Consider the following 15,249-nt stretch of genomic DNA (forward strand, 5'->3'; position numbering starts at 1 on the left):
TCCTCCTCGAACGTTCCTTGATAAGCCTACCCTATGCATTCATCCCGAAAAAGATGCAGTTTGGCCGTGCTATAAGCTTGTGTTCTACCGAAAATATATACCATAATAAGGGAGTAACCCTTTAAATTTGATGGAGGTGTCAGGAGCCCTATGAACATTCAGGGAATTAATCATTTGTGCTTTTCCGTATCGAATCTGGAGCGATCTATTACGTTCTTTGAGCAGGCTCTCGGTGCCCGAATTCAGGTGAAAGGACGCAAACTGGCCTACTTCGAACTGGCGGGCCTCTGGATTGCTTTGAATCAGGAGGATGTGCTTCGGAATTATACGGAACGAACCTATACCCATATCGCATTTACGGTAAAAGAAGAAGAGTTTGACGCATCCGTGGAGCAACTACGAGCTGCAGGAGCCGATATTATTCCAGGAAGAGCGAGAGATGAGCGGGATGGGAGATCGGTTTATTTTACAGACCCGGACGGGCATCTATTTGAACTACATACAGGCAGCTTGAAGAAGCGGTTGGACTATTATCGTGAGGCTAAACCGCATATGACCTTTTATTCATGAGGTATGCACAAATAAAAAATAAATGGAATTAAAGCTCACATATCTATTGTGAAAACAATGGAATAAACGATAAACTGGACAAATAGCACCTTAATTTACCAATGTTAAATTCATGGGTTTAATCTTAAGGAGGTTTGTCATGATTCAGTTTCCGAAACCGGATGTAGAGCAGTATTTTCAGACGTATCGTATTTCGCATTTTGCCGTATCAGCGGATGAGAAAAAGTTGTATATGGATAGCAACCTGAATGGTCAGCCGAATATCTGGGCGATGGACTTGCCGGGAGGGTATCCGTATCCACTGACGTATTTGAACCAAAGCAGTCAATTTATTAAAGCTGATCCGCAAGGTCGTCATCTGCTGACCGCTTTTGATCGAGATGGGAACGAAAACTATCACCTCTATGCGTTGCCACCGGAGGGGGGAGTTCCGCTTCCGATTGTCCCAGCTGATCCGAGTGACCGCTGTTATTATGCTCATTTATCTGAGGACGGAAAACGGTTATATTATAACACCAGTTCAGGCAATCCGAATTATATGAATGCACGCCTTCGTGACCTGGAGACTGGGGAAGATAAGCTATTGTATCAGGGAGAAGAGGTAACCAGCAGCCTGATTGCGGTAAGTCCCAATGAAGAAGCCTATGTTATTTTGAAAATGTACTCCAATACGTATCAGACTGCTCATCTGCACCGGAACGGGGAATCTCATGCCATAGTACCGGTTACGGAGCGGCAGAGTCAGGTTCCATATGTTCTATTTGCAGGTAATGACCGTTTGTTGCTGATTACCAACGATAATTCGGCATATGCCTATGTAGCTGAGTATGTCATAGATACGGGAGAATTCCGTGCGTTGTGTCATATTGAGGGTGAAGATGTAGATGAAATCCGCTGGCATGAGGCAACTGAAACGTTATATATCTGGACACTGACCGGGCCGGAGTATCACATGTATGCGCTGGAAAAAGGTGCTGGAAAACCTCGCCGCATGGACATGCCACTCGATACGATTGAACAGGTGAACGTGACTAAATCCGGTAACGTGTATATTCTCGGACGTGGTGCTGTGCAGCCGCATAATATCTATCGACTTGTTGCAGATAGTGAGTCCTGGGAGCCGTTAACGGCCAATCGAGTAACAGGTCTGAACCCGGATGATCTCGTATATCCAGATGTCGTGCGATACCATTCCTATGACGGGCTGGAGATTGAAGCATTGCTGTTCAAAGCGAAGCCGGAGCAGGCGAACGGATACAGTGTATTCTGGCCACATGGCGGGCCACAGGCATCGGAAGCCAAGTTTTTCCGTCCGATGTTTCAGTTGTTGCTTGCACAAGGGTACAATATCTTCGCTCCGAACTTCCGGGGTAGCACAGGATATGGTGCTGAATTCGTGAAGATGGTTAATCGGGATTGGGGCGAAGGACCGAGACTGGACTGTGTTGCAGGCATTGGGTGGTTGTTTGATCAGGGGATTAGCTCGCCAGAGCGTTTATTTGTGGTAGGCGGTAGTTATGGAGGTTACATGACGCTGCTACTTGCAGGTCGTCATCCAGAGCTGTTCCGTGCAGCAGTTGATATCTTTGGCCCAAGCAATCTGTTTACTTTCCTGGAATCTGTACCGGAGGATTGGAAGCCAATGATGGACAGATGGCTAGGTGATCCGGTACGTGACCGTGAACGCTTAACCAAAGATTCCCCGATTACGTATCTGGATCAGATGGTAAACCCGATGCTAGTCATTCAAGGGGCCAACGATCCAAGGGTGGTCAAGGCTGAATCGGATCAGATTGTAGCCGCACTTCAGGAGAAAGGTGTAGACGTCGAGTACATCGTATTGGATGATGAGGGCCATGGTTTCTCCAGAAAAACAAATGAAATTTTAGTTTATCGTAAAATGGTAGAGTTTTTGCAAAAGCATCAAGAGACTCCTGTTGCACAGGTTTAATTCGAATCATTTGATCACCATAGACTTCAGTGGATCATTCGTATGAGGGTGACAAGAGGTAGCTCATACAGACATGGAGTCTACTATAGAGCAACAAATAATAGCCAGTGATCACAAGGATCACTGGCTATTTTTGTTTCAAGTCAATCACATGAAGTTGTTATTTATATATCATCTGGTAGTCACGGATTCCTTTAGCACCTACAAGCCGCATGCTTGTCTTACAATCAGAACGTTCAGTCCAGCAAAGAGAGTACCTTCTCGATATACTGCTCTGCCCACGGAGCAAAAGGTAGATCAGCTTCCCAGGTCACTTGTCCGGTCGCCTTCGCCTCACCCCACCATAGAATACGTTGATACAATAGGTGAATCAGAAGGCGCGAACGAAAATGTTTACATTTTTCCACATCGTCTGCACAGACCTTTTCCCGGTAAGAATGAAGAAATCTCGCAGCCAGATCAGGCCGGTCTTCCCGGAGGTATCTCGCAGTCATTTTCGTCAGATCGGCTGTGCCATCGCCGAAATAAGCAGTCGTAAAATCAAATAATCCACTGATTCTCCAAGAGGATGCAGGCGGATCTGTTTTTTGGATAAGAAAGTTCTCAACTTTGAAATCTCCCATGACAAATTCATGAACCGTCGAGACTAAAAAAACAGACTCGGACAGTCTCAATTGCTCATCCACCCAGCATACATCATCGTCAGTAATCACAGAGTACTTCTCCGCATCATGTAACCAGTGGCGGATGCTTCCGTACAGCCAGTCCAGATACGAGCCGGCAAAAGGCATGATTTTGTCTGCCACAGGATCGTATTCTCCGGCATCCGGAACTTTCCAGTGATGCAACTCGGCTAACGTTTCAGCCAGTACAACTGTAATGTCTTTATGATCTTGTGAAGTTAGAGTCGTTTGAAAAACAGGATCATATAGATGGTTTCCAGGCAACTTGGGCATGATTACGTAACTCCAGCCCAGTAGCTGCGTGTCCTCCTGAATCCGATAGGGAACAGGCACAGGGATGGTTGTGCGCGCCGCCAGTTGTTCCACGAAAAATTGCTCTTCCTGAAACTGTCCGTTGTATAACGGATTGCCTTTCAGAATAAACTCGCCTTGCGTAGTTTGAATGAGCAGGGTTTGCCCCATCACCCCTTCAGCTGTCCGCTGGAACTGGACTAATTTCCCGAGATTGAAATGATCAAGTGCCCGTTGCAGATCGGGCTCCGAGACATGACCGAGACTATTGGAAGCAAAGTAGATGCGAGTCGTCATAAAAAGGCTCCTTATTTTTCTGTTTAGTCCAGCTCCGCTCTTGAAAACAGGTCGAGAATAAGATTGCGTTGCTCACATGCCTGCTTGAATCCGAGAATAAAAGATATGAGCGCTTCTTTGTCATCTGTATAGGCACAGAACATATCCGCTTCCGGATCGAAACGAATAACCGAAGTCAGATGAGGCATCTTTTCTTCAAGAAAGACAGATGCGAGGGAGGCCCAATCGTACCCGCCACCTTCGAAACCTTCATCTGCACGTGAGTCAAAGACGTCCTGAAGATATGTACCTGCATTGAGAATCACGGAATAGGAATTGGTTCCCGCATCAATGAACCTAAAAGGGGCAATGGCTTCTTTAGAGAATGTTGACACGCTTTGGTTCTCAGTGAATACAGCAGTAATTGCTTGTTCTTCATCAAGAGAGTCAGAGCCTTCCTCGTCAAGCAAATTAAAATCCTCTTCGTCCAGCAAGCCCCGAATGAAAACTTCGAAATTCGGTGCCAGATAGGTGATTTCATAATCGCTCTCCTGATCCACATGAACGACACAAGGTTCGCCTTGAGGGCCGCAGAAGCGATAGTCCAGCATGACGACATCATGACCGGCAGACGGGCAATCACAGATGACAACCCCGAGGTCAGGGTATCCCCAGTCTTCGATCATAAAGCGACTGCCGAACTCTCCACCAAGGGAATACATCTTATCCCGTCCAATACCCAAGATGCTTGTAATGGCGATATGATTCTCTGCCCAACTTGTACCTTCTTGGGTCGGAAACGTTGTGCGCGCAGGAAAACCGCCATTTTGCGTTCTCATTAGCTGGATATAGGAAGCTGGCAGTTTGTAGCCGAGTTCCTGTTCAATGGATTGAATTAATTCCTCGTCAAAAGGAGAAGACACATGGTTATCTTGCGCATAATCGCTATACCGCCAGAATGTTGCGGGATCGTATGTGCCTGAAGCAACCTGAAGCTGGTTTAGTGTTCCGCTTTGCTCCCACTCTGCCTGCTCCGTCTCCCAGCGAATGCGATCCCGATCCATTTTAGCTGCTTTCGGGCGAATCCAGTCCAGATATTCCAGGGTAGACTCATCATTGGGCTCAAGTCGATTCGCTTCTTCAAAAGCTGCCTGTGCCAGTTTATATTCAGCGACGTAACAGTAGGCATAACCTAACCGGAAGTGCCATAACGGGTCTAGTTGGCCTTGTTCCTTAACGCCTTGTAATAGTTTAATGGCTGTGCGATACTCTTCCAAATTGTTATATGCTCTTGCAAGCTGTCCGATCGTTTCGGCATCCTGCTCGGATTCGGGTAATGCCTCAATACGTTTAACGATGAGCGCATAGTCTTCCTGTTCATGCCAAACATTAATCTGTTCCAGCAATTCTCTATCCATGATTAGACCTCATTTCATCGTGAAAGAATAGGAAACTCTACCCACTATTTTACAAGGTTTAGAGACAAAAAAACACTCTCTCATACGGGTAGCCGTAAAGCTTCCCAGCATGAGAGAGTGTGCAGTGTTAGACGTTATTCTACAGATCGTCAAAGCCGTTATCGTCGCCGACTTTGCCGTAGTTACGGGATTTGGCTTCGAAGAAGTCCGTTTTCGTTGCGTTCAGCGCTTCGTCGGAGAAAGGTTTGATCCAAGGCATACAGTTCACGTCAACGCCTTCATACGCTTTTTCCATACCCATTAGACGCAAGCGTTTGTTCGCCGTGTATTTAATGTAGTCTTCCAGCTCGTTCAGGTCGATGCCGCGAACGTTGCTGAGTGTATAATGTGCCCAGTTCGTTTCCAGCTCAACTGCGCGGTCAATCGTTTTGTACACGTAGTCCATGTTTTCTGGTTTGTTCAGTTCAGGGAAGTCTACCAGCAACTGTTTGAACACTTCCGCGAAGAAGTAGCAGTGCTGATTTTCATCCCGCTGGATGTACGAGATCATCTGGCTGGTTGCCATCATTTTCTGGTCACGAGCCAGGTTATAGAAGAACGCAAATGTACTATAGAAGAAAATACCTTCGAGAATCAAGTCAGCAACCATCGCTTGGAAGAACGTCTGTGGAGAAGGGTTGTCCCGGAAGCTTTGGTAGATATCCGCGATGAAACGGTTGCGGTCCAGCAACACCGGATCATGTTTCCAATATTCGAAAATCTCTTTCTGCTCCTGATCGGAAACGATGGAAGACAGAACGTAGGAGTAGGATTGGTTATGCACAACTTCCTGTTGTCCGATGATCGCCGAGATCGCTTCAAGGGAAGAGTCGGTAAAATAACGTTTCACGTCACCGACAAACATCGTTTGCATGGAATCCAGTACAGCCAGCAGGGAGATGTTAATTTTGAACGTACGTTTCTCTTCTTCGTCCAGTTGAGCAAATTGGGAAGCATCCTTGGACATCGGAATCTCGTCAGCGATCCAGTGGTTAAGCAACAATACTTTGTACAATTTGTACATATGAGGCATACGAATGTCGTTCCAGTTCAGGATACCCGAGCATTCACCTTCAATAATACGTGTCGATTGGTTAGGCGCTTCGGTATTGAAAATTTTCTGTACTTGCATAATCCGTTCACTCCTTGAATGAATTTAAACTATATAACGACGATGACAGAACAAGCTTGTACTGTTTTGGCTGGCATATATTTAACATCTTGCGATGCTGTGGTCAGGTTTTGGGCAAAAAAGAACCAGGGCAACGCTATTTTGCATTCAAAACAGGGATGCCCCGGTGGTCATCATGATCAGCGTGACAGAATGGAGGTGCCCATATCCATCACGATGTTACCATTCTTATGTGAATCAGCTTGCGCAGGAATCACATTCCTCGATCGTTAATGCACGGCTACGAACATAATAGGTCGATTTCATGCCGGCTCTCCAAGCGTGAAGATGCAATTCCAGGAACTCCGTCGCCTTAATATCTGGACGAACATACAGGTTGAAGCTTTGACCTTGGTCAACGTGACGCTGACGGGCAGCGGCCATATTGATGGAAGCATGTTGATCCACCATAAATGCCGTTTTGTAGTACCAGATCGTTTTTTCGGAAAGATCCGGTGCCGGGTTGGCAATTTTGTATGTTGTTTTCTCTTCATAGGACAACAGCTCATACAGTGGATCAATACTTGCTGTTGAACCGGCGATGATGGAAGTGGAACCGTTTGGTGCGATAGCAAACATCCATGCGTTACGTACGCCGTTTTGTTTGACTTGTGATTGCAGTTCTTTCCATTGATCTGTAGTTACGAATTCGCCTACGCGCTCACCCGTTGTGTACTCGCGTTGATCGAAGTAATGACCGCTCTCCCAGTCGGAGCCTTTGAACTTCGGATAATGTCCTTTTTCTTTGGACAGTTCCATGCTGGCTTGAACGAGCAAATAGTTAATTTTTTCATACAGATTATCGTTATAGGTAACAGCTTCTTCGGATTCCCAACGAATGCCTTCGAGCGCAAGCAGGTGATGCAATCCGAACGTTCCCAGACCAACAGCGCGATACTGACTGTTCGTGTATTGGGCTTGAAGCACCTCAATGTTGTTGATGTCAATAACGTTGTCCAGCATACGAACCTGAATCGGAATCAGACGCTCCAGTACGTTATGAGGTACCGCGCGAGCCAAGTGGATCGAGTTCAGGTTGCAGACGACGAAGTCACCAGGCACTTTGGAGATCACGATGCGTGTCTGACCATCCTTGGTCACCAGTTCTTCTTTTTCCACCACGGTAGCAGATTGGTTCTGCATAATTTCAGTACACAGGTTGGATGAATACACCATGCCATGTGCCCGGTTAGGGTTCGAACGATTTACAGTGTCACGGTAGAACATGTACGGTGTACCTGTTTCAAGCTGTGATTTCATGACACGTTTCATGATGTCGATTGCTTGTACCGTAATACGGGACAACAGCGGATGATTCACGGCTTCTTCATATTTCTCGCGGAATGTACCTTGACCCTTCGTTTCATCGTAGAAGTCTTCCAGACCCAGTGCACGGCCGTTCTCATCTTTCCAGCCCATCACTTTTTTCGTCTCGTGCGGGCAGAACAAGCTCCATTCGCCACGACTTTCGACACGCTCCATGAACAGGTCAGGCAGACAGATACCGTGGAAAACGTCATGTGCACGCATCCGCTCGTCGCCGTTGTTCAGCTTCAGGTCGAGGAATGCCAGGATATCTTTATGGAAAACGTCCAGGTAAACCGCAATCGCACCTTTACGTGTGCCAAGCTGGTCTACGCTTACTGCTGTGTTGTTCAACTGGCGAATCCAAGGAATAACGCCTGAGCTTGTGTTTTTGTGACCGCGGATGTCTGAACCACGTGCTCTGACTTTACCGAGGTACACGCCGATGCCGCCGCCCATTTTGCTCAAACGAGCTACGTCTGTATTGGAATCAAAGATCCCTTCGAGCGAGTCATCTACTGTGTCGATGAAACAGCTGGAGAGCTGTCCGGCTACCTTTTTACCTGCGTTGGACATTGTCGGCGTAGCTGCCGTCATATACATGTTGCTCATCGCCCAGTATGCTTCTTTTACCAGATCCATACGTTTGTCAGCAGGTTCCTGGTGCATCAGGTACATGGCAATGACCATGTAACGCTCCTGTGGCAATTCCATGACTTTTCCATCAAAATCGTTGGCGAGGTAACGCTCAGCCAGTGTGAGCAAACCGATGTAATCGAAGAGCAGATCGTTGCGATAGTCAATGCACTCCGCAAGTTCGTCGATCTGTTCCTTGGTGTAACATTCCAGCAACTCTTCGCGATAGATGCCTTTTTTGACAAGGTCAACGATCAGCGGATGGAATGCACCGTAAGGTTCGTCCGGATAGGATTTGTATCTGCGGTTGGTTGCCGCTTTTTTGTAAAGGGAAGTAAGCAGGGATCTCGCTGCTGCAAATTTCCAGTTCGGCTCTTCTTTCGTTACCAGTTCCAGAGCGCTCATCATAAAAGCATTGCTGATCTCATCTCCGGTAACTTCGTCACGACGAAGTTTGCTCGTTACTCCGCGAACCAGACGTTCCTTGTCGAGCATGTCCAGTCCTTCCAGGATACGGTCGGCATATACCGAGATACGCATCTCGTCAAAGGCAAGCTGGCGATTGTTCGGCTTGGTCACAACTTGTGGCATGAATATTCCTCGCTTTCACATGATAAAAAGATAATGATAAAAAAATAAATTAAACAATTCTTTGAAAATAAGAATTGGAGGTCTACAACGGTGAGTAAATACGGATTGTGCGGACTACAGTGGCAGTAACCAGATACGTTTGGGATGAAATCATGCGACAAGGAGTGGACAGAACCTGCTCATACAAAAAGCATTCCCCTTGCCTTACGGCTGAAAATGCCCATTCATGTTCTGGTTTTTGACAGTCTTATCTATGCATGCTTCGACAGAACAAGTTGCTGTATGTAAGCTTTTGTCTGATCATTTCATACCTGTGAATAATGTTAACGGACGCAGTCCAAACAGCCCCGTTAACCTCCATGCCAGCCCTGTCTTCGAGAAAGCGATTTACACCTACAGGGACGTGCCTTTGGAGGTGATTTCATCTTGTTTTTCGATAGATTCCAGATGCTGGTTATAAGAAGTGGGGTATCCCGTTTCACTATATTTTGTTGTTGTTATACTAATGTACCCCAACATATAGTGTTTGTAAACAGGGAGGAAACCTTAAAACGTAATTCCGAGTATACCATCTAAGCCAGAAATCCGCAAAGGAAAAGGACTGGAAGATTTGAAGATTCTGCGAAAAAAAATTTACGGGATTTGGAATGACGTCATCACGTCAGTTTGAATTGGAGCACTTTAAACTGGTAAAATAAAATCAGTCAAAACTCGACTAAAACTTGAGCGGCAACGGTTCGAACGGTGCCCAGAGGAGGCAGAGCGAAGTGGCAATTGCAGAAGTAACCGTTATTCCGATTGGAACAGGAACCACCAGTCTGAGCAGTTATGTAGCAGACATGCAAAAGATATTGGAAAGACAACGTGGCATTACATATCAGTTAACTTCGATGAGCACCATTATTGAAGGTCCGCTAAATGAAGTTTTCACCGCCATCGCGGCTTTACATGAAGCTCCGTTTCTGTCAGGAGCCCAGCGTGTCTCCACATCCGTGAAAATCGATGACCGGCGTGATAAACCGGATGCTTCCAGCGTGCAGAAACTGCAATCCGTACAAGATAAGCTGATTTCACTACACAACAGGCCGAATTGAGAAACGGAATAAAACCCATTTTACGCGGCAAGTCCCAATAGGGGCTTGCCGTTTTTGAGTTTTGACAAATGACTCAAAATACGCGGTGCTCTGTCCTATATCAAGAACGATAAGCCAGTTGCCAAATGTAAACCGGGGTATCTACATCGAGAAAACAGTTCAAGGTTTTGTAATCATGTGCATTCAAAAAAAGAACTTTACACCAAACAGGCCGGCTTAAACTTAATTAAGCTGGCCTGTTTGTACCTATTCTTGGTTTTTATTATTCGGCAACGATTAAAGATGCACCTACTATAGTAGAATTGGTGTATCCGCCACTAACATTGTCAAAGGAGTAGTTAGCGATAGGTGCGCCAATAACAGTGGCATAGTCCCCATCAAGCAAGTCTCCGGTCGAGGCAGGATATATGGCTGTAATATAATTTCTGTAATCGTCCTCTAACAGCAAGATAGAAATGGGTGATCCAAGTGAATTGTCTTCTTCCACCTGAATAACCTGTCCGCTTATTTTTACAAAATTTTCATAGTAGTTGGCTACATTTTTATTGAGATGTCGGGTGGTTACATCGGCTTTAACAAGTCCTTTGACCTTTTTGCGAAGCTCAGCAGTATCTGCTGGGAACAGGTCGGTATGTTTTGCGAGAAAATTATAAGATGCTTGCTCCATCACGGCTGTCTCAGATGAGACGGATGATGTAAGATCGTTAAAGAAATCAGCAGCAGTTGCTGCGGCCGATGAATCTGCAGCAGATGTATTTACAGCTGTTTGCGCCAGCGGAGAAGTAATATTCAAGGAATTAAGAATATCACTCACTTCATCTGAATGATATGATTCTTTGCCATAAGTTAATGTCAAGGTATACAAGTCTGTATTTGTTGGAATCATGTACTGAACTAGAACTACATTGGTTCCAGAGGAATGAGTATAACTTCCTTCCAGTACGCCTGCATTTATGTCTTTATAAGGCTTGATGCTAAAATTGGTCTTTTTATAATCAGATATACCAATAGATGCGCCATTCTTTACATAATAGTCAGCTGTGTTATTAGCAAATTCCTCAGGGTTGATTGAACCTGATGTGTTGGCTTCGATCGTTAGATTAATGTTATCTGCAAACTTCTTTGTTCCTGATTGGTCTGAGAACGCGCCCTTCACTGCTGCGTGCATTTGACTTGTATCTACACTTTTCCAAGACTCCGGATATGAGAACGAAAATCCTTCACCGTTATATGTAGTATATTTTATTTCTTTAGCTTCAGCTTTGACCGTTTCAGCAGCATTCGTTGTTTCAGAGGGCTTGTTGTCAGCTGTTTTAGTTGTCTCCGAATTACCACAAGCGCTGAGCAATACAGTTAAAGCAAGAATCATAACCCGTTTTTTCATTTTTCTAATCCCCTAGTATGCTTCCCATCGGTTGGGTTTTTTTACTCCGGTCATCAAGTGAAATGCCAAACTCTAAAATTGGTACTTTTTATTCTGCAAAATAAATGTTGGTCATTTGTAGGTTACTTACTCAATCTAATCAGACATTTAATGATTGATATTGAATGGTTCGAATGGTTCTAAAAACTACTGTACTTTGTAATAATGGACACATTGCTCAAGACAAGCTGAAATACTCCTTTCCGTATAGATTTTAGAATAGCAGCCCTTCTGAGATAAATGGATAGCATATATCAATATTAGGAACATAAAGGCTACAAATCTAATAAATTATAACACTAAGTATTAGTTAAGGTAAGCGAAAGACAATAAAGGATATATTTATAAGCTCAATTAATACTATTCTTCCTGGTGAAGAATGTAGTCAAAACTGGAAGTCAGCCCATTTTACATCTGCGCCCGGTCGGTTGTGCGTCCGATGCATATAGTGAACTGTACCTCAAATCAAAGGAGGGTTTTACATGAGTGGAGTAGTTGGTGGATACGGCGGTGCATGGACATCGACTGGCGCGATTCTGGTTCTCTTTATCTTGCTGGTGATCATCTCTAAAGCATTCCTGATCTAATAAACGGTTTTTGTAAATTCACACGTAAGGGAGGGTTTAAGATGGGTGAAGTAGGAGGAATGGGATACGGCGGCTGGACTTCCACTGGAGCAATCCTGGTGTTGTTCATTCTGCTCGTTATCATCACTAAGTCATTCTGGCTGTAATGTGTCTTGCTCTGCCGGGTAACCGGCAGGGTTTTATGAGACTGGACAAGCTACGTTAGGGAAGGAAAGAGAGTTCAGTACCTAGGTGGTGTAACGGAGCAAGGGAGTGGCTTTTTTTGGGGGACTCGGTAGAAGGAGAGGTTAGAAGAATAGTAGTTTGAAATGAAGTGGAGGAGTTGTGAGAAAGCAACAAAGTCGAAATAGGGTGATTAACTGAAAAGGAAAATGAGGGATAGAGAAGATCAAGAAGATGTGGAATCAGGAAGGATGAGAAAATGTACATAAAGATAAAGGTCAGGGTAAAACGCCTATTTTGAGATCATGAGGGCCATAGCCCGGTCACCGTATAGGGCAAATACATAGCTTAAGGTGTAGGCAAATGTTAAGGAGGCATGACGATGAGCGAAGTTAAACCGAACTCACCGAACGGACAGGGGCAAGTTTACGGACAACAAGGAGGGCATGAACATATGTACGGATACCAATATCCAGGTCAAGACATGTACAATTACGGAACAATGCCTTATGGCTATCAGCCAAATCAAGCACCGATGGTGCAAGGATACCACCATGGTTGTGCACCTGCCTGTGGTGGTGGCGTGTGGAGCTCCATGGGAACCATTCTTGTTTTATTCATTCTGCTCGTAATCATCTCTAAAACCATGTTTATCTAATCCCTCTGCTGAGAGGCCGCGGTCCAAACGTGGACTGCAACATCGGGCTGATCGGAAAGCCTGACTGGATCATGCAATTCAGATCCGTTTCTTATAAGAATCTTTCTCGAAAGAATATAACGGAATCATTAACGTGTTAACTCCGGCAGTAAGCCGGGGTTATCTTTTTTTTAAGGCGTGCTTTATCCAGGGAGCGGGGAACGTGTACCGGTTTTCTCCAAAAGCGATAAAGAAAATTGGATATAGAAAAGCACCCGGAACCCAATTCCGGGTGCTTGATGTATGTTTTCAATCTTCTCAAGAATAAATGATATCCAAAACAACAAAAGCCCTACCTCTCTTTTGTCCTTGCGGCTCCGATGACCGCGCCAGTGTGAATGGGAACATCTTGTAAACCCTTAGTCTACCGGGTTATTGTGATTCAGGTTCGTCAATCTCCATAGGTTAGTTAGCATATTCGCTGCGGTCGCAGCATGAAGAAAATATTCCGGGGTTAAAAAGAAGACAGAAAATCATATGAGGTTGTTTATACAACTTTTATATCATACCACAGTCTGTAATTTATTGCAATAAAAAGGAAGGATAACCCTTGATGCGCAGGTTTAGGCCTTCATTTGAGTCCGGAGTTTAGAAGAAATATCTCAAAAAAATGTTATTAAGGTAATCCTCTTCAAACGTTTCTGCGTAGGTTATAATATGAGGGAAGATACAGAAAGGGGCCCTCGGATGACTGAATGGATAGAGGACAGCAGGTTGATGCAACGAATTGCAGAGCGTGATGCTTCTGCACTGGAACTGCTATATGACCGATATGAACGGGCCGTCTATTCTTTTGCCTACCGAATTGTTGGTGATTCGATGACGGCAGAGGAGACCGTGCAGGAACTTTTCCTGCGCATCTGGAACAAAGCGGAACGATTTGATGCCTCACAGGGGAAGCTGACCACGTGGATGTTCGCGATTACACGCAATATCGCAGTGGACATGCTGAGGCGGAGATCGAAAGGAGCAGCAACCACTCCAGTTGAGAATGAGACACTGGCGGCGTATGCTGACGAATATACAAATACAGAAGAAGAGGTCCAGCGCAAATGGGAAGGCATACGTATTAAAGAGGCGTTGACCCAATTAAACGAGGACCAGAAGCAAGTGATTGAATCGATATATTATGCAGGTTTAACGCAACAAGAGGTATCCAGCCGATTCGGGATTCCGCTGGGTACGGTGAAGAGCCGTGTCAGGCTTGCTATGCGTCAGCTCCAGAAGTTACTTGCTGATGCTGAATTGCATCCGGACGCGGGAAGGGAGGGCATACATCCATGATAGAACGACATGAGGAGTGGTCTGATCTGGCACCGATGTATGTGCTGGGCGGACTGGAAGCAGAGGAAGTGGCGGCATTCGAAGCGCATATGTCGAATTGCGAAGCTTGTCGTCAGGAGGTAAGGGAATTGCAGGAGGTAACCGGCTCCCTGCCACTTGCGGCGGACCCAGTGGCACCGCCGCCGGGCATGCGAGCACGCGTGCTGGGCAACGTGCTCGGTCAGGCGCAGGAGAGCACTGGCGCGATGCCGGCTGCGACTCCTGCGCAGCAACCTGAAGCACCCGCATCCGCGGTGCTTCAGGAAGACCTTGCGCCGCAGCATGAGCGTGCGGCGCAGCCCGGGCCTGGCTTGCCGCCAGCGGCGGTGCCTGCGGCCCGGGCCGAAGAGGCTGCCCAGGCACAGCTGGGGCAGCCAGGTACGCGCGCACGTATGCGCGGTGGCCGCGCATGGCGCGCAGCCAGTGCGGGCCTCGCGGCAGCGGCGCTGGTGCTCGGCGTGTACACGGCGCAGCTGCAGAGCCGCATCGACTTGCTGACGCAGCAAGCCGAAGGCGTATCGGCCGCGCAGGAGCAGCTGGCTCAGGCGCAAGCGCAGAATGCGCAGCTGCAAGAGCAACTCGCTTCAGCTGTGGCGCCTGCGCAGGGCATGAAAACGGGCGAGGCCGTCAAGCTGAGCCCGGCAACGCAAGATATTGTTGCACAAGGTCTGGCGACCATCGTGATCGATAGCAAAGGCACGCACCTCGTGGTGCAGGCAGAGAAACTGCCTGCTCTGGAAGGTAATCAGGCATTTCAGGTATGGCTCATCAAGGGGGATACTCCTAAGAATGCCGGGACTTTCCTAAGTCACGACGGTACGGGAGCGGTCTATTACACGCTGGATTCCGCAAACGATTATGACACCGTAGCGATCACGCTTGAACCGGATGCGCTGGGGGATCAACCACGCGGCACAATGATTTTGGCGGCTAAAATTAAAACGAGTTAGATGCCAAGTCGCCAAATGGAGCTTTAATGGAATACACGTAACAAAAACTTTAATAAAAGGCCGCTCCCCCAGGGATCGGCCT

Annotated in this window: 13 protein-coding genes; 8 read left to right on the top strand and 5 right to left on the bottom strand. The window is 46.4% G+C overall.

Annotated features, from left to right (window positions below; genetic code table 11):
- Positions 1 to 150: 150 nt before the first annotated feature.
- Both fosB and MKY23_RS02705 read left to right on the top strand, forming a co-directional pair.
- Positions 151 to 570: a metallothiol transferase FosB gene (gene fosB, locus MKY23_RS02700; protein WP_154960479.1), complete on the top strand. Its 420-nt coding sequence runs from the start codon at positions 151 to 153 to the stop codon at positions 568 to 570.
- A 139-nt stretch (positions 571 to 709) separates the two neighbouring features.
- Positions 710 to 2,521, top strand: a complete 1,812-nt coding sequence (locus MKY23_RS02705; RefSeq protein ID WP_339835069.1) for an alpha/beta fold hydrolase — start codon at positions 710 to 712, stop codon at positions 2,519 to 2,521.
- 236 nt (positions 2,522 to 2,757) lie between these two features.
- Here MKY23_RS02705 and MKY23_RS02710 read toward each other — a convergent pair whose 3' ends face one another.
- From MKY23_RS02710 to MKY23_RS02725, 4 genes are all read right to left on the bottom strand, one after another.
- Positions 2,758 to 3,792 (bottom strand): aminoglycoside phosphotransferase family protein, encoded by a 1,035-nt coding sequence (locus MKY23_RS02710; protein WP_339835071.1) that lies wholly within the window; start codon positions 3,790 to 3,792, stop codon positions 2,758 to 2,760.
- A 23-nt stretch (positions 3,793 to 3,815) separates the two neighbouring features.
- Positions 3,816 to 5,189, bottom strand: coding sequence for an Imm51 family immunity protein (locus tag MKY23_RS02715; RefSeq protein WP_339835073.1), 1,374 nt, complete (start codon positions 5,187 to 5,189; stop codon positions 3,816 to 3,818).
- A 139-nt stretch (positions 5,190 to 5,328) separates the two neighbouring features.
- Complete coding sequence (locus tag MKY23_RS02720; protein ID WP_339835075.1) at positions 5,329 to 6,360, bottom strand: ribonucleotide-diphosphate reductase subunit beta; 1,032 nt, start codon at positions 6,358 to 6,360, stop codon at positions 5,329 to 5,331.
- Between the two features lie 237 nt (positions 6,361 to 6,597).
- Complete coding sequence (locus tag MKY23_RS02725) at positions 6,598 to 8,931, bottom strand: ribonucleoside-diphosphate reductase subunit alpha (protein WP_090918644.1); 2,334 nt, start codon at positions 8,929 to 8,931, stop codon at positions 6,598 to 6,600.
- 767 nt (positions 8,932 to 9,698) lie between these two features.
- Between MKY23_RS02725 and MKY23_RS02730 the strand changes: the two genes are divergently transcribed.
- Positions 9,699 to 10,025 carry an MTH1187 family thiamine-binding protein gene (locus MKY23_RS02730; protein ID WP_090918642.1) on the top strand — a complete coding sequence of 109 codons (327 nt, stop codon included), beginning with the start codon at positions 9,699 to 9,701 and terminating at the stop codon, positions 10,023 to 10,025.
- 262 nt (positions 10,026 to 10,287) lie between these two features.
- On the opposite strand, the gene MKY23_RS02735 is transcribed toward MKY23_RS02730, so the two are convergent.
- Entirely contained in the window at positions 10,288 to 11,409 is a 1,122-nt protein-coding gene (locus tag MKY23_RS02735) for a PsbP-related protein (protein WP_339835080.1), read from the bottom strand.
- A 521-nt stretch (positions 11,410 to 11,930) separates the two neighbouring features.
- On the opposite strand from MKY23_RS02735, the gene MKY23_RS02740 reads away from it, so the two are divergent.
- The 5 genes from MKY23_RS02740 (at position 11,931) to MKY23_RS02760 (ending at position 15,167) form a co-directional block, all read left to right on the top strand.
- Positions 11,931 to 12,035, top strand: coding sequence for a hypothetical protein (locus tag MKY23_RS02740; protein ID WP_017690880.1), 105 nt, complete (start codon positions 11,931 to 11,933; stop codon positions 12,033 to 12,035).
- A 41-nt stretch (positions 12,036 to 12,076) separates the two neighbouring features.
- Positions 12,077 to 12,181: a YjcZ family sporulation protein gene (locus MKY23_RS02745; protein WP_208606770.1), complete on the top strand. Its 105-nt coding sequence runs from the start codon at positions 12,077 to 12,079 to the stop codon at positions 12,179 to 12,181.
- A gap of 551 nt (positions 12,182 to 12,732) precedes the next feature.
- The gene (locus MKY23_RS02750) at positions 12,733 to 12,855 is read left to right on the top strand and encodes a sporulation protein YjcZ (protein ID WP_139168879.1); all 123 of its coding nucleotides are present in this window, start codon (positions 12,733 to 12,735) and stop codon (positions 12,853 to 12,855) included.
- A gap of 726 nt (positions 12,856 to 13,581) precedes the next feature.
- Positions 13,582 to 14,178 carry a sigma-70 family RNA polymerase sigma factor gene (locus MKY23_RS02755; protein ID WP_221790694.1) on the top strand — a complete coding sequence of 199 codons (597 nt, stop codon included), beginning with the start codon at positions 13,582 to 13,584 and terminating at the stop codon, positions 14,176 to 14,178.
- A gap of 35 nt (positions 14,179 to 14,213) precedes the next feature.
- Positions 14,214 to 15,167, top strand: a complete 954-nt coding sequence (locus MKY23_RS02760) for an anti-sigma factor (RefSeq protein WP_339839163.1) — start codon at positions 14,214 to 14,216, stop codon at positions 15,165 to 15,167.
- Positions 15,168 to 15,249: the final 82 nt, after the last annotated feature.

The organism is Paenibacillus sp. FSL R7-0272, from assembly GCF_037969905.1.
Lineage (GTDB): Bacteria > Bacillota > Bacilli > Paenibacillales > Paenibacillaceae > Paenibacillus > Paenibacillus polysaccharolyticus.